Annotated in this window: 20 protein-coding genes; 9 read left to right on the forward strand and 11 right to left on the reverse strand. The window is 69.7% G+C overall.

What is annotated here, in order from left to right:
- Window positions 1-22 precede the first annotated feature (22 nt).
- From ACZ4SF_RS10375 to ACZ4SF_RS10390, 4 genes are all read left to right on the forward strand, one after another.
- Window positions 23-559: a winged helix-turn-helix domain-containing protein gene (locus tag ACZ4SF_RS10375; protein ID WP_468380998.1), complete on the forward strand. Its 537-nt coding sequence runs from the start codon at window positions 23-25 to the stop codon at window positions 557-559.
- Window positions 560-608: 49 nt separating this feature from the next.
- Window positions 609-1838, forward strand: a complete 1230-nt coding sequence (locus ACZ4SF_RS10380; protein WP_468381001.1) for an acyl-CoA dehydrogenase family protein — start codon at window positions 609-611, stop codon at window positions 1836-1838.
- Between the two features lie 293 nt (window positions 1839-2131).
- A complete protein-coding gene (locus ACZ4SF_RS10385) occupies window positions 2132-2233 on the forward strand; it encodes a putative leader peptide (RefSeq protein WP_468381004.1) in 102 nt (33 codons plus the stop codon).
- Window positions 2234-2523: 290 nt separating this feature from the next.
- Window positions 2524-3630 carry an ABC transporter substrate-binding protein gene (locus tag ACZ4SF_RS10390; protein ID WP_468381006.1) on the forward strand — a complete coding sequence of 369 codons (1107 nt, stop codon included), beginning with the start codon at window positions 2524-2526 and terminating at the stop codon, window positions 3628-3630.
- Between the two features lie 78 nt (window positions 3631-3708).
- Here ACZ4SF_RS10390 and ACZ4SF_RS10395 read toward each other — a convergent pair whose 3' ends face one another.
- From ACZ4SF_RS10395 to ACZ4SF_RS10420, 6 genes are all read right to left on the reverse strand, one after another.
- On the reverse strand, window positions 3709-4131 hold the full coding sequence (locus ACZ4SF_RS10395) for a hypothetical protein (RefSeq protein WP_468381008.1): 423 nt from the start codon (window positions 4129-4131) through the stop codon (window positions 3709-3711).
- Window positions 4132-4177: 46 nt separating this feature from the next.
- Window positions 4178-4771 (reverse strand): protease inhibitor I42 family protein, encoded by a 594-nt coding sequence (locus ACZ4SF_RS10400; RefSeq protein ID WP_468381011.1) that lies wholly within the window; start codon window positions 4769-4771, stop codon window positions 4178-4180.
- Window positions 4743-6326, reverse strand: a complete 1584-nt coding sequence (locus ACZ4SF_RS10405; protein WP_468381014.1) for a peptidoglycan-binding protein — start codon at window positions 6324-6326, stop codon at window positions 4743-4745. The genes ACZ4SF_RS10400 and ACZ4SF_RS10405 overlap by 29 nt, the downstream gene beginning before the upstream one ends.
- An 11-nt stretch (window positions 6327-6337) precedes the next feature.
- On the reverse strand, window positions 6338-6712 hold the full coding sequence (locus ACZ4SF_RS10410; protein ID WP_468381016.1) for a hypothetical protein: 375 nt from the start codon (window positions 6710-6712) through the stop codon (window positions 6338-6340).
- Between the two features lie 312 nt (window positions 6713-7024).
- Window positions 7025-7600, reverse strand: a complete 576-nt coding sequence (locus tag ACZ4SF_RS10415) for a DoxX family membrane protein (RefSeq protein WP_468382447.1) — start codon at window positions 7598-7600, stop codon at window positions 7025-7027.
- A 178-nt stretch (window positions 7601-7778) separates the two neighbouring features.
- Window positions 7779-8531 (reverse strand): helix-turn-helix transcriptional regulator, encoded by a 753-nt coding sequence (locus ACZ4SF_RS10420; RefSeq protein WP_468381018.1) that lies wholly within the window; start codon window positions 8529-8531, stop codon window positions 7779-7781.
- A gap of 520 nt (window positions 8532-9051) precedes the next feature.
- On the opposite strand from ACZ4SF_RS10420, the gene katG reads away from it, so the two are divergent.
- Together katG and ACZ4SF_RS10430 are read left to right on the forward strand one after the other, a co-directional pair.
- A complete protein-coding gene (gene katG / locus ACZ4SF_RS10425; protein WP_468381020.1) occupies window positions 9052-11244 on the forward strand; it encodes a catalase/peroxidase HPI in 2193 nt (730 codons plus the stop codon).
- 320 nt (window positions 11245-11564) lie between these two features.
- Window positions 11565-12338, forward strand: a complete 774-nt coding sequence (locus tag ACZ4SF_RS10430; protein WP_468382450.1) for an enoyl-CoA hydratase/isomerase family protein — start codon at window positions 11565-11567, stop codon at window positions 12336-12338.
- A gap of 102 nt (window positions 12339-12440) precedes the next feature.
- On the opposite strand, the gene ACZ4SF_RS10435 is transcribed toward ACZ4SF_RS10430, so the two are convergent.
- The 5 genes from ACZ4SF_RS10435 to ACZ4SF_RS10455 all read right to left on the reverse strand — a co-directional run bounded on the left by ACZ4SF_RS10435 (window position 12441) and on the right by ACZ4SF_RS10455 (window position 18696).
- On the reverse strand, window positions 12441-14531 hold the full coding sequence (locus ACZ4SF_RS10435) for a SpoIIE family protein phosphatase (protein ID WP_468381023.1): 2091 nt from the start codon (window positions 14529-14531) through the stop codon (window positions 12441-12443).
- Window positions 14532-14682: 151 nt separating this feature from the next.
- Window positions 14683-15951 (reverse strand): PP2C family protein-serine/threonine phosphatase, encoded by a 1269-nt coding sequence (locus ACZ4SF_RS10440; RefSeq protein ID WP_468381026.1) that lies wholly within the window; start codon window positions 15949-15951, stop codon window positions 14683-14685.
- Window positions 15951-16760: an alpha/beta fold hydrolase gene (locus ACZ4SF_RS10445; protein WP_468381029.1), complete on the reverse strand. Its 810-nt coding sequence runs from the start codon at window positions 16758-16760 to the stop codon at window positions 15951-15953. Before ACZ4SF_RS10445 ends, ACZ4SF_RS10440 begins: the two co-directional genes overlap by 1 nt.
- 108 nt (window positions 16761-16868) lie before the next feature.
- Window positions 16869-17714, reverse strand: a complete 846-nt coding sequence (locus ACZ4SF_RS10450) for an RNA polymerase sigma factor SigF (protein WP_468381032.1) — start codon at window positions 17712-17714, stop codon at window positions 16869-16871.
- A 286-nt stretch (window positions 17715-18000) separates the two neighbouring features.
- Window positions 18001-18696, reverse strand: coding sequence for a GAF and ANTAR domain-containing protein (locus ACZ4SF_RS10455; protein ID WP_468382453.1), 696 nt, complete (start codon window positions 18694-18696; stop codon window positions 18001-18003).
- Window positions 18697-19079: 383 nt separating this feature from the next.
- On the opposite strand from ACZ4SF_RS10455, the gene ACZ4SF_RS10460 reads away from it, so the two are divergent.
- From ACZ4SF_RS10460 to ACZ4SF_RS10470, 3 genes are all read left to right on the forward strand, one after another.
- Entirely contained in the window at window positions 19080-19457 is a 378-nt protein-coding gene (locus ACZ4SF_RS10460; protein WP_468381035.1) for a PRD domain-containing protein, read from the forward strand.
- Between the two features lie 107 nt (window positions 19458-19564).
- Window positions 19565-19924 carry a DUF2620 domain-containing protein gene (locus ACZ4SF_RS10465; protein ID WP_468381038.1) on the forward strand — a complete coding sequence of 120 codons (360 nt, stop codon included), beginning with the start codon at window positions 19565-19567 and terminating at the stop codon, window positions 19922-19924.
- Window positions 19925-19965: 41 nt separating this feature from the next.
- Window positions 19966-21324 carry a YhfT family protein gene (locus tag ACZ4SF_RS10470; RefSeq protein WP_468381040.1) on the forward strand — a complete coding sequence of 453 codons (1359 nt, stop codon included), beginning with the start codon at window positions 19966-19968 and terminating at the stop codon, window positions 21322-21324.

Here is a 21324-nt window from a genome sequence, read left to right on the forward strand (position 1 = left end):
CGTCTTCCGAAGGACGACCGCCATGACCACGGCACTTCCAGCTCAGACCACCGCCCCATCGGGTTCACCCCTCCCCGACATGCGCCGTCTCCGTGTCGTCGGGGACAACGCGTGGGGCAACGACGAGGGACAAGGTGCCGCCCCTCTCGTCGGCTACCTCCTGCTCGTCCCCGAGGGCACCGATCCCACCGAGCTTTTCGCGAAGGACGTGAAACGGCCGGAGATCCGGCCGGTCGCCCCCACGGACTCGTCTCTCCTGCGGCAGAGGGGAAGCGACACCGTCCGCATCGATTCCGCGCGACGTGCGGCGGCGGTGGACGGACGCGAACTCGACCTCACCTACCTGGAGTTCGCGCTGCTGGAACACTTCGTCCGGCATCCCCACCAAGTGCACTCACGCGAGCAGCTGATGGTCGGCATATGGGGCTACGACCACATCGGTGACGGTCGTACCGTCGATGTGCATGTCGCTCGCCTGCGCCGCAAGCTGGGCGCAGCTCACCGCCACCAGATCGTCACCGTACGGCGCGTGGGCTACAAGTACGTGCCTGACCAGTAGAAGAGCCCCAACCCCCCACCACACCAGTGACCTTGAGGAGACCATCGTCATGGCCGTTGCCACTGCGCCGCCCGGCCCCGCTTCGGAGTCCGACCGGAACGGGCCAGGCCGTGCGCACTGGCTGCGTGTGGCCCGCGAGACGGCGGACGACCTGGCCACGGACGCAGCGGCCCGGGAGCAGGCGGGCAAGGCCCCGTTCGACGAGGTGTTCCGGCTGCGCGAGGCGGGGTTGCTGACACTCCTCGTACCGGCCGAGTCTGCGGGAGGCGGCGCGGACTGGCCCACGGCCTACGCCGTCGTCCGGGAGATCGCCGCAGCCGACGGCGCCATCGGCCAACTGCTCGGCTGTCACTACTTCCTGTCGTGGAGCGCCCGGTTCCTCACCGAGACCTCCCGCGCGGCCCGGCTCGAACGACAGTACGCGGCGGAGCAGTGGTGCTGGGGTGGCGGTCTGGGCCGCCAGGAATCCCCGCTGACCCTGACCAGGGCTCGCGGCGGCCATGTACTCCACGGCCGGCAGAGCTACTCCACCGGAGTCCTGGTCGCCGACCGCCTCGCCGTACGGGCCGTGCGGGCCGACACCGGCGAACCACTCGCCGTCGTCGTCGATCCCGCCCACCACGGAGTCGGTATCGATGGCGACGCGGATACGTTCGGCCAGCGCCTCGCGGCCGGCGCAAGTGTGGTGTTCGACGCCGTGCCTGTGGCCGCCGACGACATACTCGGTTCCCTGTCCGCGGACGAGGACATCCTGTCTCCCCTGGCAGCCCTGGCCTCTCCGGTCGGGCGTCTCCTCTCCGTCCAGCTCCGTCTCGGCATGGCCGAGGGAGTACTCGCCGAAGCCCGGGAGTACAGCCGGGCGAGTCGCTCGTCCCGGAACTCAGCCTGGCCGGGCGGCTCTCCCCAGGACCCGCAGGTGCTGGCCGCTTACGGGGAGCTCACCGTCCTCACCCGCTCCGCGTCCGCACTCACCGATCAGGCTCTGGAAGCCGTGCGCCGCGGGCTGACACGCGGCGAAGACCTCACCTACGACGAGTACGCCGACATCTCCGTCCTCGTGGCCATGGCCGAGGCCGCCGCCTCCCGGGCCGCGCAGGAGTCCACCGCCCGCGCCCTCGACATCGTCGGCGCCCACTCCGCATCCTCGCGGCTGGGCTTCGACCGCTTCTGGCGCAACGCCCGGACCCACACCCTGTACGAGCCCGTCGCTCACCGGCTCCGTGATGTGGGGGACTACTTCCTCAACGGCGCGCATCCGCCGTTCGTCCTGCCTGTCTGACCGTTACCGGTCGCCGCCCCAGAGCGCCGAACCAGCGGCATCCCGCACAAGTTCCCCGAAAGCAACCTGAACGACATGCGCCGGGGCGGTCTCGTCCTCAGCCGACGCGGCGGCAGCGGCGGCCACCGGCCGGCCGGGCCCGCCGGGTCCATCGGCACCGCCGAGCCGTCCTCCTCGTCCCAGAATGCGGGATGCAGCCGTCCATCATGCGAACACCCTCTTGGGGTGGGCGCCACCCTCTGCCACGATCCCTAGCAGCCAGGTAGGAAAACTAGGGAATGGGGGGTGAGGTCATGAGATCACCGGACCGCACACTCCTGTTGCTGCCCCTGCTGACCTCGCGCCGCCACATCGACTTCGGCCGCACCTCCAGCGCCATGTGTCAGCCTGCCTGAGCCGTCCGCAACCCGCAGGCACCGCACGGAAGACCCGGTGCTCCCCCACCGCCCGCCGGCTTCGGCGGGCGGGTGTCCTGCGCCTGGCAACACCGCCCGCGTTCCCCACCCGCATGCCCGAGGTGCGGCACGGCTGTGCCGGAGGCGCAACACCCGCCCACCGGTTCGCTCGCCGACCCGAGACGGCATGCGCTGCCGCGGGTCGGCACGTCGGGCAGAGGTGACCGCCCATGGCCCCGCCTCGCTCCGCCGTACCTCCCTGATCATCCGCTCCCTGAGAGGACACCCACGTGTCTGACGCAAGACCGCTCACCACCCTGCGCACCATCGCCGTCGTAGCGGCGCTCCCCGTCCTGCTGACCGCCTGCGGGTACGGTTCCGAGTCCACCGACGACGGGAAGAAGACCGCGGTCGCGGCGGGTGCCGAGAAGCTCTCCACCGACGAAGTGAAGATCGGCTACTTCCCCAATCTCACGCACGCCACCGCGCTCGTGGGCGTCCAGGAGGGCTTGTTCCAGAAGGAGCTCGGCGGCACCACGGTCAAGCCCTCCACCTTCAACGCCGGTCCCTCCGAGATCGAGGCGCTCAACGCCGGGTCCATCGACATCGGCTGGATCGGCCCCTCCCCCGCCATCAACGGCTACACGAAGTCCGACGGCAAGAACCTGCGGATCATCGGCGGTTCCGCCTCCGGCGGCGTGAAGCTGGTCGTGAACCCGAAGAAGATCAAGTCCCTGAAGGACGTCAAGGGCAAGAAGATCGCCACGCCGCAGCTCGGCAACACCCAGGACGTCGCGTTCCTCAACTGGATCGCCGGCCAGGGCTGGACGGTCGACGCCGAGAGCGGCAAGGGCGACGTCTCCGTCGTCCGCACCGACAACAAGATCACTCCGGACGCCTACAAGTCCGGCTCCATCGACGGGGCCTGGGTGCCCGAGCCGACCGCGTCCAAGCTGGTCGCCGAGGGCGCGAAGGTACTGCTCGACGAGTCGACACTGTGGCCCGCGGAGAAGTTCGTGATCACGAACATCGTGGTGCGACAGGACTTCCTCAAGAAGCACCCGGACGTCGTCGAGGCCGTACTGCGCGGCTCGGTGAAGACCAACGAGTGGATCAACGACAATCCGGACAAGGCGAAGGCGTCCGCCAACACGGCGCTGGAGCAGCTGTCGGGCAAGGCGCTGCCCGCGGACGTCATCGACCCGGCCTGGAAGTCCATCACCTTCCTCGACGACCCGCTGGCCTCGACTCTCACCACCGAGGCGGAACACGCGGTGACGGCCGGCCTGCTGGACAAGCCCAGCCTGAAGGGCATCTACGACCTCGCTCTGCTCAACAAGGTCCGCAGGGCCGAGGGCAAGGACAAGGTCGACGACGCCGGTCTCGGCACCGAGTAGCGACAGCCGGACCGATGCGTTCCCATGAGGCCGGGCAGCCGACCGGTGGTCCCGCACCCGCCGCCGTACTCGGCTCGGCTACCGGGATCCCGTACTCCGGCCCCGCCCCCGGGTCATCCGCTTCAGTTCGATGATGGTCGCGACGGCGCGCAGCCAGGTCGCCGCGGTGTCGTCGGCGGCGACCCCGCCCGCGAGTCCGGCGCCGGCCCGCAGCCATTCCCGTGCGAGGACGGCCGCCTCCCGGCGGGGCAGGGGCTCGGGCAGCTCCGCGGCGCGGGCGAGTCCGCCGGCGCGCACGGTGTCGGCGAGGAAGGCGACCGAGCGCGGCTCGGTGCCGAGGCGGTCGAGGATGACGGCCGCGGCCGCGGCGCCGTCGCCGAACAGTGCGGTGCGCCGGGTGCCGGGCTCGGCGGTGAGGCCGTAACGCAGCAGGACGGTGATGTCGAGCCGGGCCAGCTCGTCGTCCGTGCGGTCCGGCGGGTGAGGGGCGTCGTCGTTCATGGCGGGGCCTTGGGTGTCTCGTCTCATCCGGCTGGTACGCGGCGGCTCAGTCGACGGTGACGGTGTAGGTGATGCGCTCGGGGGCCCGGGAGGGGGTGGCTGCCCCGGTGGTCGGGGTGGCGGAGGCGCCGGTCGTCTCGGGGGGCAGGGTGGCGGTGTTGCCCTGGCAGGTGGTGAAGGTGCAGTGCAGCAGCGTGAACCGGGTGGTCCCCTTGCCCTGTGCCTCGAAGGTGAAGGTGAGCCGGCCGCCGGCACCGGCCACCGGCTCGTCGCCGGAGTCCGACACGTAGTCCTGGCCGCGGCTGACCAGCACCGAGCTGTCGGGCTCGGGGTCGACCAGGTACCAGTACTCGCGGGTGGAGGCGTTCTGGTCGACGGTGAGCGTGAAGCGCTCGCCCGGCTCGGCGGTGATGCTGGTGTCCTTCACCGGGTGGCTCGTCGGACGGCTCGCGGTACTGGTGGGGTGCCTCGCGGTGCCCGTGGGGTGATGCGCGGTGCCCGTGGAGTGGTTCGAGGTGCTGATGGAGCCGCCGGCCGGTTCGTCGGTGCCCGGGCCGCAGCCCGTGGCGAGAGCGAGCAGCGCGGCCGCCGCGATCACGGCACCGCCCCTGTTACCGCGGAAGATAGACACTGTACGCATTGGGGAGTTCACTCTTGGAAGCCTTGCCCATGTGACCGTTGATGAAATCGTCCTCGCTGACCCAGGTGGTCGAGCCCCAGGGGTTGTACACCTGAAGCTTGTCGCCCTCCTGGGCGATGATGGTCATCGCGTGGGCGCCCTCCTTGCCCGAGACGTCGACGGGCACCGGCCGCCCCTGCGCCACCGACTTCTCGACCTCGGTGAGGACGGCCCTGCGGTCGGCGGCGCTGTTCAGGTCCTGGCGCTCGTAGTCACTGCCGGTGGCACTGCCGACGACGGTGTCGTTGATCCGTTCCTGCCCCTCGGGCCCCATGCCGCCCCAGTTCTCGCCGCCGTCGCCTTCCGTGTGCAGCCGGTGCTGTTCGGCCACCAGGCGCTGCTTGAAGGCGTTGGGGTCGTCCTGCTGCCCGTCGGGGCCGCCGGTGAGGTCGAGCGCGTACAGGGGGTCGACCATGGCGCGGGACGTGACGGTGGACGAGGCCACGCAGGTGCCCTCGGAGCCGTCGCCGCCCTGGATCCACCGCTGGCCGTCGAAGGTGGCGTAGTCCTTGTTGTTGTTCGAGCCGTCCGGCGCCAGGCCCTCGTCGTTCATGCTGTCGGCGGCGGTGACCACCGGAGTGAGGTGCCGGCGCAGCCAGTCGGGGTCCTTGCCGTGGATCTTGGCCTGGAACTGCCTGATCTCGGCGACGCTGTGGCCGGCGGCCAGGGCCTTCATCAAGTAGGCCCGCTCCTGCGGGGTGCCCGACTTCGCCAGCATCCCCTCCATGGCCGTCTCGTCGTCGAGGCTCAGCAGGTCCATACGCGCCGACGCGCGCGTCAGGTCGCCTGCCGTGAGGATCTCGTTCAGCTCGGTGTCGGCGCCCGCGACGCCGGTGTCGGCGAGCATCAGCTTGTCGACGGCGGTGAGTTCGCTGGTCTCCATCTTCCCGGCCCGCGCCTCGGCGGCCCACTTGTTCAGGTCCCGGGCCGCGACCCGGGTGGCCTCCTGGGCGTCGGAGACGGCGGCGTGCATCAGGTCGACCGCGTAGGAGCCGAGGTGGGCGGCGTTCTTGCGGTCCCACTCCTCCTCGTCGTTCTCGTGCAGGTCGTCGAAGAAACCGTCCTTGCCACCGAGCGTCTTCTTCTGCTCCAGCAGTTGTCCGCGGCCCTGCTCGTCCTTGCGCTGCGCGGCGCCGATCGCGTCGGCCAGTGTCAGCAGCACCGTCGCGCAGCCCTGGAACGCCTCGCTCATCTGGGTCACGGACCGTCCGGCGGCGTTCACCACGTCCGAGGCGAGGACGCTCGTGTCGCCGACCCACACCTCGGGAAGACCCTTGCGGCCCACCTTGTCGACCTGGTCGAAGACGCTGCCGACCTGGTCGACCTGGCCGCGGTAGAGGCTTGCCAGGCCTTCCAGTACGCCTTGGTCGCCGCCCGGTTCGGGTACCGAGAGGGCGTTGTCGATCAGGTCGAGGAGCTCGTTCTTGCTGCCGGCACCGAGCATCTTCTTGGACAGCCCGGCGAGCCACGCGAGGCGGAAGGAAGGTGAGTCGAGCGGAGAGGAGAAGAAGGACACCGGCCCGTTCCTCAGTAGCCCGACAGGGCCGAGGTGCGCCCGCCCTGCGCCGATGTGCCGGTGAGGCTGCTCGTGCCACCGGCGGGGACGCTGTCCGCGCGCGTCTTCACCAGGCCGTCGGTGCTGTGGTAGGTCTTCTTGGCCAACTGCACCTTGCCGCCGAGTTCGTGCAACGCCGACGCCAGTGTCTTGGCCTCCGCCTCCCAGGCCTTGACGAACGCGTTCAGCGCGGACGCGGCGTCATCGCCGCCGGCATCGCCGTACGAGTAACTCGTGCGGGACTTGACGGCCGCACTGACGCCGTCCATGCCCGTTCCGGCGTCGTCGAGTTGCTGAGCCTGGCCGGTCATACCCGCCTTGACCTGGTAGCCGTCCGAGCCCACCATGCCTCCCCCGTACGTGTTCGATCGTGACCGCGGGCAGGCTAACACGCACCGGATTTGCGAACGATCACACATCGTCAGCCACACACACCTCCTCCACACCACCCACCCCACGGGCACGCATGGGCGCTCATTCCGGCCCAGCCGGTCGGCCGCAACTCCCCACGGGTGCGCGGCGCGTACGAGTCGACGCCGTGCCGGGGGTCCTCGCGCCGCGACCGGCCGGTGCCGCCGTGCCGGCCGGTCCCGCCACCGCGTCCCCCCTGCGGCGCCGGCGGCCTTTTCACCACGGCTCCACCCTCCTTCGCGTCACGTTCAGAGGCTGAGTGTGAGCGCAGCGGCCAAGCCGCCGAGACCGAGGGCGAAGCCGGCTGCCTTCCAGCCGCCGTCACCCCAGCGGAAGAAGCGGTCGGCCGCCAGCCGACCTGGACCGGTGGCGGCGAGGGCCAGTGCGACGACGGCGATGCAGACGCTGTATTCCACCCCACCGTCGGTTTCCCACAGGCCGTGGGCACCGGTCACCGTGGCCATCGCGTTGATCATGACGCCGATCAGGGCGGCTGCAGCCAGTGGCGTCAGCAGGCCGAGGGCCAGACCGAGGCCGCCCAGCAGCTCGGACAGTCCCCCGATCGCGGCGAAGAGCTTGCCCGGGTGATAGCCCAGGGCCTCGAACCCCTTGCCCGTTGCCGTAAGACCCCGGCCTCCGAAGAACCCGAAGACCTTCTGAGCACCATGGGCGGCCATCAAGAGGCCGAAGGTCAGCCTGAGAAGCAGCAGACCGAAATCGGCGGCGGTCGGCACCGCGGCGCGGTTGTCGGAGGCGGTGTCGGTGTGATGCGCCGCCGGTTCCGTGGACGGCGCAGAACGGTTCAGGATGCGCTTGAGCAACATGGCAGAACTCCGGTCGAACGCAAGAACGGGCGTTTCCCCCAGCTCGTACGGACATCGAGCAACCGGTGATGAGTGAGCCCCGCGCGGCACGGCAGGGTGCTCCCCCTGCGCGATGCTTCCGCTCGGGCAGCGTCGTGCGCCCTGGGGTGGCCCGCGCGGGCAGGCGGCCGGCGTCGCGTCAGCGGTCCTGTGCCATCTCGTCATCACGATCGGGGTCGCTCGGGCCCAGCCGCACGCAGCACTCCCCGGGCGCGGGAGCCAGGACGGCCTGGACCCCGTTGACCTGCAGGCCGTGCAGGTAGCCGGAGAGGAAGGCCTGGTTCATGCCGCACACCAGTTCAGGGGCTTTTGCGGCCAGCGGGTGGAAGGGGCAGTTGCGCAGCCGGAGCCAGGTGGGGCTTTCCCGGACGGGTTCGTAGCCGTACCGGTCCAGCAGCCGCTCGCAGGCAGTCAGCCCGCGCTCGGGGCCCAGGCGGCCCGGACGGGCCTCGTCCCGAGCCGCCTCGCCCAGCTGCCGGCCGCGCTGCTCGGCGGTCCGCATGGCTGCCTGCGTGGCGTTCTCGTCGGCGCCCTCGGTGAGGACGGCGTCCAGGAGCAGGTCGGCCAGGAGTTCGTGGCGCCGGTCGGGGATGCTCAGGGTGATCTGGGCGTCGCTGGGTTCGTACACCTTGGGTCGCCTGCCGACCTTGCGGATCCCGCCGGGCGTCTCGTAGCGCGCGCGCAGGAGGCCGGCGTCGACGAGCTTGTCGAGGTGGAAGGCGGCGAGCTTGCGGGAGATGCCGACGCTGGCGGCGGCCTCGTCGCGGGTGACGGCGCGGTGGGCTCGCCGGATGAAGGTGAACATGCGCCGGCGCGAGTCCTCACTGAGGACGCTGACGGAGTCGATGGCGCTGTCGGCCGCGTCGGCCTGCGCGCGCGGATCGGAAGCCACACGACCACGGTAACTCCCATAGGCGTGGGCACAAGCGTTCTCCACTCGCTGTGTGCTGCGGGTCTTGACATCACCACGCAATAAAACCAACGTTTGTTGGTGAAATCAGTGCAGGTTGCGATGGCCGGTGAGTCTCGACTTCAGGCGAAGCACGAGCCGTCCGCCCGCCCCCGTCGTCTTCGGCCTGACCGGAGCAGCCTCCTGACCGCGACGCCCCGCACGTCCGCACCAGGGCTCCGGCGGATCCCGGGCTGCCGTATTCGATTCGGCCTGCGCCGGAAATCGGCACGGGTACAGAAAAGCCGCCCCTTCTCTCCTGTCTGTCATACCGGGGTGCTCTGCGTGTTTCATGGAGGTGTGGTCTGCGGTGCGCGACCATACGGACGCGGCACAGCACATTTCCCAGCCGGTGGGCGCCCGGGCGCGCTGATGTGCGGTTCGACGTGTTCGACACCAGCAAAGCCAACGACGTAGAGCGGCAGCCGGCAGAAGGAACACCGAGACAGGAAGAAGGACGGGCATGTCCGGCAGTGAAAGCGAGAATCCAGCAATCCCTTCACCGACGCCCACACCGACTCGGCGGCCCAAGTCGATCCGGGACTGGTGGCCGAACCAACTGGACCTTCAGGTTCTCCACCAGCACTCGCCCCGGGCCAATCCGATGGACGAGGACTTCGACTACGCGAAGGAGTTCGCGACCCTCGACGTCGACGCGCTGAAGCGTGACGTCTTCGAGGTGATGACGACGTCCCAGAGCTGGTGGCCTGCCGACTACGGTCACTACGGGCCGCTCTTCATCCGGATGAGCTGGCATGCCGCGGGAACGTACCGCACCGCGGACGGCCGCGGCGGTGGCGGCAGCGGCGCACAGCGCTTCGCCCCCCTCAACAGCTGGCCGGACAACGCGAGCCTGGACAAGGCGCGCCGCCTGCTCTGGCCGGTCAAACAGAAGTACGGCCCGAAAATCTCCTGGGCCGATCTTCTGGTCTTCGCGGGAAACTGTGCCATGGAATCCATGGGGTTCAAAACGTTCGGGTTCGGTTTCGGACGGGAGGACATCTGGGAACCCGAGGAAATCTTCTGGGGCCCCGAGGACACATGGCTCGGAGATGAACGCTACAGCGGCGACAGGGAACTCACCGGTCCTTTCGCCGCCGTGCAGATGGGACTGATCTACGTCAATCCGGAGGGGCCCAACGGCAACCCGGATCCGATGGCCGCCGCCCGGGACATCCGTGAGACGTTCGGGCGCATGGCGATGAATGACGAGGAGACGGTCGCGCTCATCGTCGGCGGCCATACCTTCGGCAAGTGTCATGGCGCGGTCGACGCCAGCTACATCGGCCCCGAACCCGAGGCCGCCCCCATCGAGCAGCAGGGCCTCGGCTGGCGGAACACGTACGGCAGCGGGAAGGGTGCCGACACGCTCACCAGTGGCCTGGAGGGCGCATGGACCACCGAGCCGACCAGGTGGGACAACGGGTACCTGGACAACCTGTACGGGTACGACTGGGAGCTGACGAGCAGCCCCGCCGGCGCCCACCAGTGGACTCCCACGGATCCCGCGGCCGGGAACACCGTGCCCGACGCCCATGATCCGTCGAAGCGGCACGCCCCGATGATGCTGACGACGGACCTGGCGCTGAAGGTGGACCCGGTCTACGGGCCGATCACGAAGCGGTTCCATGAGAACCCGGACGAGCTGGCGGTGGCGTTCGCCAAGGCGTGGTACAAACTGCTGCACCGCGACATGGGACCCGTCTCGCGTTATCTCGGCCCGTGGATTCCCGAGCCGCAGCTGTGGCAGGACCCGGTCCCCGGCGTCGACCACGAGCTGGTCGGGGACGAGGACATCGCCGCCCTCAAGGGCACGGTCCTCGCCTCGGGTCTTTCCCTCTCCCAACTGGTCACCACCGCCTGGGCGTCGGCGGCGAGCTTCCGCGGCACCGACAAGCGCGGCGGGGCGAACGGGGCACGGATCCGGCTCGCGCCGCAGAAGGACTGGGAGCTCAACGACCTCCCGGAGGTGACCGAGGTGCTGGGGACGCTCGAGCGGATCCAGCGGGACTTCAACCTCTCCCAGACCGGCGCCACGCGGATCTCCCTCGCCGACCTGATCGTCCTCGGCGGGTGCGCGGCCGTCGAGCAGGCCGCGAAGAACGCCGGGTACGACATCGCGGTCCCGTTCACACCGGGGCGTACGGACGCCTCGCAGGAGCAGACCGACGCGGCGTCGTTCGCCGTTCTGGAGCCCAAGGCGGACGCGTTCCGCAACTACCTTCCGGCGGGCGAGAAGCTGTCCCCGGAGACCCTCATGCTGGACCGCGCCAACCTGCTGACACTGACCGCTCCCGAGATGACGGTGCTGATCGGCGGCATGCGGGCACTGAACACCGGCTTCAAGGGGTCCCCGCACGGCGTCTTCACCCACCGGCCGGGAATGCTGACCAACGACTTCTTCGTGAACCTGCTCGACATGGGCACGGAGTGGCAGGCGTCGGCCACGGACGAGAACGTGTTCGAAGTCCGGGACCGTGTCACGGGCGAGGTCAAGTGGACCGCCACCGCCGTCGACCTGATCTTCGGTGCGCACTCCCAGCTCCGAGCCATCGCGGAGGTCTACGCGGCGCAGGATGCGGGAGAGAAGTTCGCACGTGACTTCGTGGCGGCGTGGAACAAGGTGATGAACCTCGACCGGTTCGACCTCGCCTGAGCCCGACGTCCCGGCCGGCCCTCGTCGGCCGGCCGGGACGTGTCGAAGCACGGCACTGCGCGGTGCTGAGCCGGGATGCCTGCGTGAGCGGGTCGGCTCGGCATCGCCGTCCGCTCCTGGGTCCGGGTGCGGACGTGGACGGCGCGCAGGGCGCGCTCGACGGTCTCCTGGTGCTCGCCGACCGGCGCGACGTAGCCGATGACGTCGGGCGCGGTCTCCTCCCCTGCCCGGCTCCCTCGCGCAGCCCTCACCCGAAGGAATGATCATGCGCTTCGCCTATTCGACGATTCAGACCCGGGAGGACCGGCCCCCTCAACCTCATCGGTGTCGACCTCGTCCGTGACCTCGTCTCACTCGTCGGCACGCTGTACACCGATCCTGGTGACGTGCGAGTCGTCGTCATCGACAGCGCCTCCCCCGAATTCTTCTCGGCGCACGTGGACCTCACGGCGATCCCGCAGTACACGGCAGAGGCCGCGAAGGCCGGCGGCCCCGGAGACGCCTCGCTCGGCATGTTCCTGCACCGGCTGGCACACGTCCCGGTGATCACCATCGCCAAGGTGCGCGGCAGGGCCCGCGGCGGCGGCAACGAACTCGCCCTGGCCTGCGACATGATCTTCGCCGCGCGCGAGAACGCGGTCTTCGGACAGTTCGAGTCCGGCACCGGCGCCCTGCCCGGCGCCGGCGGAGTACAGCACCTGACCCGGCGCCTGGGCAGGACTCGCGCCATCGAGGCCATCACCGGCGCCGACGACTTCGACGCCGCTCTCGCCGAACGCTACGGCTGGATCAACCGCGCCCTGCCCGACGCCGAACTGGACCCTTTCGTCGAGCGGCTGGCCAAGCGCATCGCCGGCTTTCCGCCCGCGGGGGTCAAGGCAGCGAAGCGCGCGATCAACGACCTCACGCTGCCCCACCCGGCGAACGTCCGCTCCGACTCGGCCACGTTCCTCGGCCTGGTCGCACTGCCCGAGACCCGGGAGCGCCTGGACCACCTGGCGGACCGGGGCCTCCAGTCGCCCGGTGAACTCGAACGGGACCTCGGCAGGGCCGTGGCGGAGTTCGCCCGCCGAGGCGACTCGGTCAGCGGCTGACGGGATCCACCGTGACCCGGCGCGAGGGCTGGGTGCGATGCCACGGGTCGCGGCGGGAGGCATACGGCTCACCCGCGACGACCCGGCCGGACCCCGGTGACGCTATGACCGCTGTCGGGGAGGGGGCGAGGTCGCGGGCGGGAGCGTCTGCTCGGCCCAGACGGTCTTGCCGTCGCCGGAGTAACGGACGCCCCAGTTCCGTGCGAGTTGGGCGATGATGAACAGGCCGCGCCCGCCTTCGTCGATGGTCTTCGCGTGGCGCAGCCGCGGCGTGAGGGAAGTGCCGTCGTGGACTTCGCAGGTGAGCGTGCGGTCCTTGATGAGCCGCAACTGCACAGGCGGTACGCCGTAGCGGATCGCGTTGGTCACCAGTTCACTGACGATCATTTCCGTGGTGTAGGCGGTTTCCTCATCCACTCCCCAGCGGGTGAGCCGGCGGCGGGTGTGGGCGCGGGCCGTGGCGACAGCTTCGGGGTGGTGGTCGAGATGCCACGTGGCGACCTGGTCGGCGGGGAATTCGTGGATGCGGGCGAGGAGGAGGATGACGTCGCCGTGGTGGGTGTCGTTCCGCAGCCGGTAGAACACGTCGTCGCACAGATCCTGCAGTGGCCGGTCACCGTGGGCCAGCACCTGCTGGAGGCTGTCCGGGGACTGGGAGGCGTGCAGGAGGGACGGGGTGTAGAAAGCGAGGACACTGCCGTCGGAGACGGGGACCGTGGTGGCAGCGAAGGGGGGCCCTTCGGTACTCCCCAGGGGAGGTCCGCTCGGCAGGTGAGGGATCTCGGTACGCCCGTCGGGGTGAGCGATCACCGGTGGGGGGTGGCCGGCCAGTGCGATGGTGCAGGTCTGGGCGAGCGGATCGTGAACCGCGTACACGCAGCTTCCCATGAGCGGCATGGGGTCGCCGAGCGGTGCAGCCGCGCGTTCTTGGGCCAGGGTTGTCGCGGTGTCGTTGAGGTGGGCGAGGAGCTCGTCGGGCTCCAGGCCCAGCGCGGCCAGGGAGTGCGTGGCGGTCCGTATCTGTCCCAGGGTGGTGGCCGCGTGGATGCCCTGGCCGGCTACTTCGCCGACCACCAGTGCGGTGCGGGCGCCGGACAGGGCGAAGGTGTCGAACCCGCCGCCTCCGCCCGCCTCGGAGGGGACGTGCATGTGCGCGGTTTCCACGGTCGTCGGCGTCGCGGGCTGGGGCAGCAGCAGGTGGCGCTGGATCGTCAACGCGATGGTGTGTTCGCGGGTGTAACGGCGGGCGTTGTCGATGCACAGCGCGGTGTGAGCGGCCACCGCGACGGCGAGGGTGACATCGCCCTTGTCGTAGAGGTCACCCTGGCCGGTTCGGTAGAGGCTCATCAGTCCCAGCACCGTTCCCCGCAGTGTCAGGGGTGTGGTGATGAGGCTGTGGGCACCGGAGGCCCGGATCGCCTCGGCGCGCGTCGGGTCGGCCGCCAGCCAGGGCGTGTCGGACTCCAGGGTGACGAGGCGCGGCTTGAGGTCGGTCAGCGTCTGGGCGTAAGGCGTCGGGAACGGCAGAGCGCGCACGTCACCCACCGGATGTGCCTGAACCTGCTCCTCACCACCGCTGCGGCCGAAAGCGGCACGGCGCAGCGGCACCTCCCGGCCGAGAGGACTCGGCGGAGGTTCCTCGCCACGCACGACTGCGTCCACCACTTCCACCACGGCGATGTCGGCGAGGTCCGGCACCACCGCCTGCACCAGTTCCTCGCAGGTGGCCACCACGTCGAGGGTCTGTCCCACGTGCTCGCGCACCGAGCCGAGGACACGAAGACGGACGCGTATCCTTTCGCGTTCGGTGACATCGAGTATCTCCGCCAGCACCCCGAGGATCCTCCCCTGCGCGTCCTCGAGGCGGGACGCCGAGACGGAGAACAGGTACTCCAGCCCCGGCGCGCCCCTCGGGCGCACCCCCACCAGTCGCCCCCGTGCGGGCGCGCCGCTCTCCAGCACGCCGCGCAGCATCGCCTCGACCTCACCGGGCGCGGAGAGGTCGTACACGTCGGTGAAGCGCCGGCCCACGATCTTTTCGAGGGGCGCTGTGTGCAGGACCGGCGTGCTGACGTTGATCCGTAGGATGCGCAGCTGCGTGTCCAGGACCATCAGGCCGGTCGGGGACTGGTGGAACAGGGCTTCCAGTACTGCCGCACCGTCGACGGGCGGAACGGCTTCGTTGTGCGCCACGCAACCCACCTCCCCTATCCAGCCTGCTCCTGGCTCCGGTGCGCCGCCCCCTCACATCGCGAGCCCGTCGGACGTGCCGCCGCCGTCGCGGTGCTGCCGCGCGCTCGCCGATGGTGCCCGGGCCGGAAGGAGCGCATGGCGTGCGGGGTGATCATCTCGCTCCGTGTTGCTCTTCACCGTCGGTGCGGGGCACGTGGACGGCCAGGACGGCGGTGTCGTCGTCCACTCCGGTGCCGAGTGTGTCGAGGAGGTCGCGGACGGCCGCGATGGTGTGCCGGGCGGTGGTGGGGGCCAGGGCGCGGCCGAAGTCGAGGAGGGCTTCATCGCCGTAGCGGTCGCCGCGGATGGCGGTGTGGGCTTCGGTGAGGCCGTCGCTGTGCAGGAGGAGGGTGTCGCCGGGATCGAGGCGGAAGGTGGTGGTGGCGATGTAGGCGTCGGGCAGTACGCCGATGAGCTGGCCGCCAGGGGTGGGCAGGTAGTCGGCGGTGCCGTCCGCGCGGAGCAGCAGCGCCGGAGGGTGGCCGCCGCTGGCGAGCGTGATGCGGAATCCGCCCTGGTCGCCGTCGGGGGTGAGCAGGCCGAAGATGACGGTGCAGAACCGGGGGTCGGTTCCGTTGTACTCGTGGTTGAGGACGGTGTTGAGGTTGCGCAGGACCGCGGCCGGGTCGGGGTCGTAGACGGCGGCGGCGCGCAGGGTGTAGCGGGCCAGGGAGGTGACGGCCGCTGCCTCGGCGCCCTTGCCGCACACGTCTCCGAGGAAGAGTCCCCAGGTTCCGGCGGTCAGGGGGAAGAGGTCGTAGAAGTCGCCGCCGACCTCGTCGGCGGAGGCGATGTGGTAGTACGCGGCCACGTCCAGACCGGGCACGTTCTCCAGTGCCGGTGGCAGCAGCGTTTTCTGCAGAGTGGTGGCGAGCTGCTGGAGGCGTTCGCGTTCATGCTCGGCCTCCTGGCGGGTGCGCAGCAGCTCCTGCTCGTAGGCGCGGCGGTCACGGGCGTCGAAGACGGTGGTGCGGATCAGCAGTGGCTGTCCGTCGCTGCCGGTCTTGACGGTGGAGGTCACCAGGACCGGTAGCCGGCTGCCGTCGGCCGCTTCCAGCTCCAGCGCGATGCCGCTGATCTCGCCCTGCATGCGCAGCAGCGGCGCGAAGTGCGTCTCGTGGTACAGCCGGCCGCCGACGGTGAGGAGGTCGGAGAAGCTCCTTCGGCCGACCAGGTCGGTGCGCGTGTAGCCCAGCCAGTTCAGCAGGGTGGTGTTGACCTTGGCGATCTGCCCGTCCAGCAGGGTGGAGAGGTATCCGCACGGGGCGTTCTCGTACAGGTCCTCGGTGCTGTCTTCCAGCAGGGCGGAGAAGGTCTGGTCGTCGTCCGGGCGCTCTTCGGGGTCCGGGTCGGAGTCCTGGTCGCCGTCGGTGCGGCTCATCATCGCAGTGTCCTTGCGAATGCGGCGATCGCCTGGGCGGTCTCCTCGGGGGCGCTGAGCTGGGGGCAGTGCCCGGTGGCGTTCAGGGTGATCAGGCGGCTGCCCTTGATCCGGGCCTGGACGAAGGCGCCGACCTCCGGCGGGGCGATGGCGTCGCTGGAGCACTGGGCGACCAGGGTGGGCACCGCCACCTGTGCCAGGTCGGTGCGGTTGTCGGACAGGAACGTCACGCGGGCGAAGACCCGGGCGATGTCCGGGTCGGTGGCGCAGAAGCTGTTGGTCAGCTCCTGCCCCAGTTCCGGGCGCTCGGGATTGCCCATGATGACCGGGGCCATCGCCCCCGACCAGCCCAAGTAGTTGGCGTCCAGGGACTGCAGCAGCTCTTCGATGTCCTCGGCACTGAATCCGCCGCGGTACCCGGCCGCGGGATCGTCGATGAAGCAGGGCGAGGGGGCGAGCAGCACCAGCCCCGCGAAGTACTCGGGGTGCCGGGCTGCGGCCAGCACGCCCATCATCGCGCTGACCGAGTGGCCCACGAACGTCACCGGGCCGAGGTCCAGCTCGCGGCAGATCGTCAGCACGTCGTCCATGTAACCGTCCAGGCTGGAGTAGCGCTCCTCGCTCCACGCCGACAGGTCCGAGCGGCCCGCCCCCACATGGTCGAAGAGCACCACCGTGAACTCGCGCTCCAGCGCCGGCACCACCAGGCGCCACATGTTCTGGTCGCATCCGAACCCGTGCGCAAGCATCACCACAGGCCCGTCCGGCTGCCCGGACACCCGCACCCGGTTCCTGCTTCGCACGTCCACACGGTTCATCCTCGCAGACCTGGGACGCCGGGAACCGGCCGGCGACACATGGTGACGCCCCTCCCTGCGACGACGGGCCTGCGGGGAGGGGCCTGGCCTGCCGGGGTGTCAGCTGGTGGTGAGCATGCCTTCGCGCAACCGGGCCAGGCAGCGGGAGAGCAGGCGGGAGACGTGCATCTGGGAGACGCCGAGGTGTTCGCCGATCTGTGCCTGGGTGAGTTCGTCGACGAACCGCATGTGAATGATCTGCCGGTCACGCTCGTCCAGCGCGGCGATCATCGGGGCGAGCGCGTGGAAGTCCTCGACCAGTTCCAACGCCTGGTCGTCGACGCCGATGAAGTCCGCCAGGGCGGTCTCCCCGTCCTCGCTCGTGCTCAGGGCCGCGTCCAGCGAGGTGGAGTTGTAGCCGTTGGAGGCAAGCCGGGCCTCCACGACTTCCTCTTCGGGAAGACTCATCAGCTCCGACAGCTCCTTCACCGTCGGCGTGCGGCCGAGACGGCTGCGGAGTTCCTCGGTGGCGCGGGCGAGCTGGACGCGGGCCTCCTGCAGGCGGCGCGGCACGTGCACGGCCCAGGTGGTGTCGCGGAAGAACCGCTTGATCTCGCCGACGATGTAGGGGATGGCGAAGGAGGTGAACTCCACCTCCCGTGTCAGCTCGAACCGGTCGATCGCCTTGATCAGTCCGATCATGCCGACCTGGACGATGTCCTCCATCTCCTCCGCGCCGCGGCTGCGGAACCGGCCGGCCGCGAAGCGGACGAGGGACATGTTCATCTCGATCAGCGTGTTACGAGCGTAGCTGTACTCGGGCGTGCCCTCTTCCAGCGTCGCCAGCTGGTCGAAGAACAGTCGGGACATTTCACGGGCATCCTTGGGTGCCACCTTCGTCGGGTCGGCAACCTCCGGCAGGCTCGCTGTCTCCGTGTCCGTACCGGACGCTGTCACTGTCGCCATGTTGCTGCCCTCCCCATTCGTACCCCCGTGCTCAGCCGGCCCGCCACGAGCCGACGACAAGCCGCCTACCCCCACCACCTGGGAACATTCCCGCCTGCCCGGTGGAAGGGGCGTGGCCTTCCCGAACCGGAAGGCCCGTTCCGGCATTTCCGGCCGATGCCGTCATCTCTCGTCAGGCCATTTCGGGTTGTGGCGAGAGGGAGGCGGTGGCGGATGTCATCGGCATCGGTCGGACCGGCAGCAGCAGCGCGTTCTGCCGCATCGACCGGGCCACCGGCCAGAATCATCACGGTCGGGGCCGCAGCGGTGGCCGCGGCGCAGGCGGTCGGCCGGCAAGGCCGGTGAGCAGACGCGTGCACACGTCGCGGAGCTTGAGGTTGGTCTGCTGTGACAGCCGCTGCAGCTGGTCGAACGCTTCTTCCGCGGTGCACTTGCGTTGCTGCATGACGCTGCCGATGGCCTGGTCGATGACATGGCGGGAGGCGAGTGCGGTCTGCAGGTCGCGGGTGAAGTCCTCGGTGTCGGCCAGCCGCTGCGCCAGCGCGATACCGCCACCGGCCTGCGCGGCGAACGATGCCAGCGTCTGCCGGTCCTCTTCCGTGAAGGCGTCCGGACCGGCAGCGTAGAAGTTCAGAGCTCCGGCGGTGTGTGTGCCCACCGGAATCGGCAGGGACAGCGAGGAGCGGATGCCGAGGTCGGCCGCGAATGACGGATAGGAACCCCAGCGGCTTTCCTGCACCGTGTCGGGGACGTGCACGACCCGGCCGGTGCGCAGGGCCTGGAGGCAGGGGCCGTCGTCCTGGCCGTACTGCTTCTCGTCCAGTTTGTCCGCCACTCCCCCGGTGCTGACCACGGTCAGCGGCCGCCGACGCCGCTGCAGCGTCACCCCGCAGCCATCTGCGCCCGAGCTGCTGACGGCGTCGTCCACGAGGTGCTGCAGGAACTCGCGTACGGAGGCGGTAGCCAGCAGCCAGTCAATCATGAGCGCGTGCTGATTGCCGTCGAGCCGATCCACCGTCTGTCACCTCCCACGGTCTGGGTCTGCCTCAGGTCGGAGCCATCTGTGCTGATACCCGCTGAACGCGGGGATTCGGCACGGACGCCACTGTGCGGAACGGCACAGGAGCCCTCGCCTCACGCGACCCCGGCAATCCCGTCTCCGGCGGTTGACCCCTGCGGCATCGGTCTCGGACACGACGGCCAGGTGCTGTACGTCGTCGTCGTTGCCGCCGCACGGCACTGCCGCCAGTTGCGCGCCGCTGTACTGCCTTGGGCTGAGATCCCGTGCGGCGGCAGGGGTTCTGCGGCACGAGGAGCCACAATCCTGATCATCCGTTTCGTGGCGGTGCCCAGAAAGGACAGGTCATGGATGCCAGGCTCGCCCTCCGGATCCGGACGTTCCGGGACACCGGTCAGGTCAGCCCGCAGGTGGCCGATTTCGTCACCACCGAGCTGGAGGCACTGGCCGCCGAGGGGGCCACGGTCACCGAGGACACCGCCGGCATGCTGACCAGCCATCTCATGATGGCCCTCACCCGGTTGCTGGACGGCCGGGCGGTCGAGCGGTTCCCCACCGACAGGTACGTCGCCTCGGAGTTGGACAACCACCCCGAGGCGGTGTCCCGCGCCCGCTCCGTATCGGCACGAGCCGAGCGCACGCTCGGCGCCGCACTCCCCGAATCCGAGATCAACTTCCTCGGCCTGCACCTCGCCGTCCTGGCGCAGTACTCGCCGGCTTCCTGACCCCCTCCACGCCCCCTCGTCAGCCGCTTCAACCTCTTCACTCACGTCAACCGCTCCGGCTTCCTTGGGCCTCTTGGCCTCTTGAGCGCACGAGAACAGGACACACCATGGCGAAGATCCTCACTGGCGGCGTCGGCAAGGCCGAGGTTGCCCGGACCGTCGATGAGCTGGCCCTGGGTGGCGTCGAAGTCAGCGTCTCCAACGACATGGACGCGGCCGTGAAGCTGCGCGCCGGCCAGGCCGACTACTTCCTGGGCACCTGCCACACCGGGGCCGGCGCCTCTCTTGGTGTCCTCGTCGGCCTCCTGGGCCGGCAGACCTGCCACACCTTCGGGCGCTCCGTCCCCACCCCCGAGGAGGTGCGGGAGCTGCTCGTCGGCGGCAAGAAGGTCTTCGGCTTCGCAGTCGACCAGATCGATCTGATCGCACCCGTCCTCGTCCATGCCATTGCGGCCAGGACCGCGTAGCCGCCCACCGACGCAACCGCGTACCACGAAGGCCTGTCACCGTGCACCCATCGGCGCTCCTCGCCTCCGCCGGCCAGAGTTCCCTCCGCCTCACGCCGCTCCAGATCGCGCTCGTCGTGGCGGTCTGCGCCCTGTCGGCGCTGCTGGTCAACATGGCGGTCGCCGTGTTCCACGACGGCGTGCGCCCCTTCATGCTCGACCACCGGCAAGGGCGGATGAAGCGCCGGGAGATCACTCCCCTCGCGTTCAGCCTCTCCGCGGGATTCGTCTTCGGCCTGGGCGCGCCGATGGCGTTCTCCACCGGAGTGCTCAACCCCTGGATCCTCTTCCTCCCCACGGACGTCCTCGGCCTGCTGGCGTCCAGGCGATGGATGGCACTCGTGCTGGGTGCCGTGTGGGCGTTGCTGGTGGTGTTCGGTCTCTCCCAGGCGACCCAGGCGGCACAGTCACTGCCTGTCGACTTCCTCACGGCCATGCAGTCGCTGTCCGACCCGGTGATGTACCTGTTCGCCTTCTTCCCGGCGGTCGCTGTCGCGTACCAGTTCGGCAAGGCACGTGGCGCGGTCGCCTTCGCCGTCGAGGGCGTTCTCATGCTCGCCTCCGCGCACGTCTGGAAGGGCATCTTCCCGGGCGCGCTCTCCATGGCTGTCGGGATGCTGCTGCTCGTAGGTCTCGCCGTCCGCCGCGACCTGGTGCATCGGCGCGCGGCACGCGAGGAGGCACGGGCCCGGGGCGCGGAGCAGTCGGTTCCGGACACCTCCGCGGCCGATTCCCTCTTCGGTGCCAACGCCAAGCGCCTCCGCACCCACCTGCCTTGGCTGATGGCACTGGGCGGACTGGTCGGCACGCTGTGCGCGACGGGCGCTTTCGCCGGCGGTGAAGCCACCAGCTACCTCGTGCAGCACGGCGACATGGTCAATGCGGCCCAGGTCGACTTCTACCGCACGTTCGGCTTCATTCCGCTGATCGGTCTGACCTCTCTCGCCTCGGGTACCTTCGCGACCAACGGCGTCAACTTCGTCTACGCCGCGGGCTACATCGCACCGAACGTGATCATCGCCGCGCTGGCCGGAGCCGCCGTCTTCACCGTCGAAGTGCTGGCTCTGACCCAGTTGGGAAAGTTCTTCGCCCACGTTCCCTCGGTCCAGGACGCCGCCGACCACATCCGCCACGCGATCAACCAGGTCCTGGAACTCGGGGTGCTGTTCGGCTCGGTCCTGGCCGGCATGCGGATGGCCGGCGGGACGGGGATCGCCCTGGTCGGAGGCATGTACGTACTGAACGAGGCCATGGGCCGGCCCGTGATCCGGCTGGCCGCCGCGCCCGTCGCGATCATCTGCACCGGGCTGCTGCTCAACGTCGGGTACTGGTCCCACCTGTTCACGCCGCTCAAGGGCTGA

Source organism: Streptomyces sp. NPDC027663 (assembly GCF_055566415.1).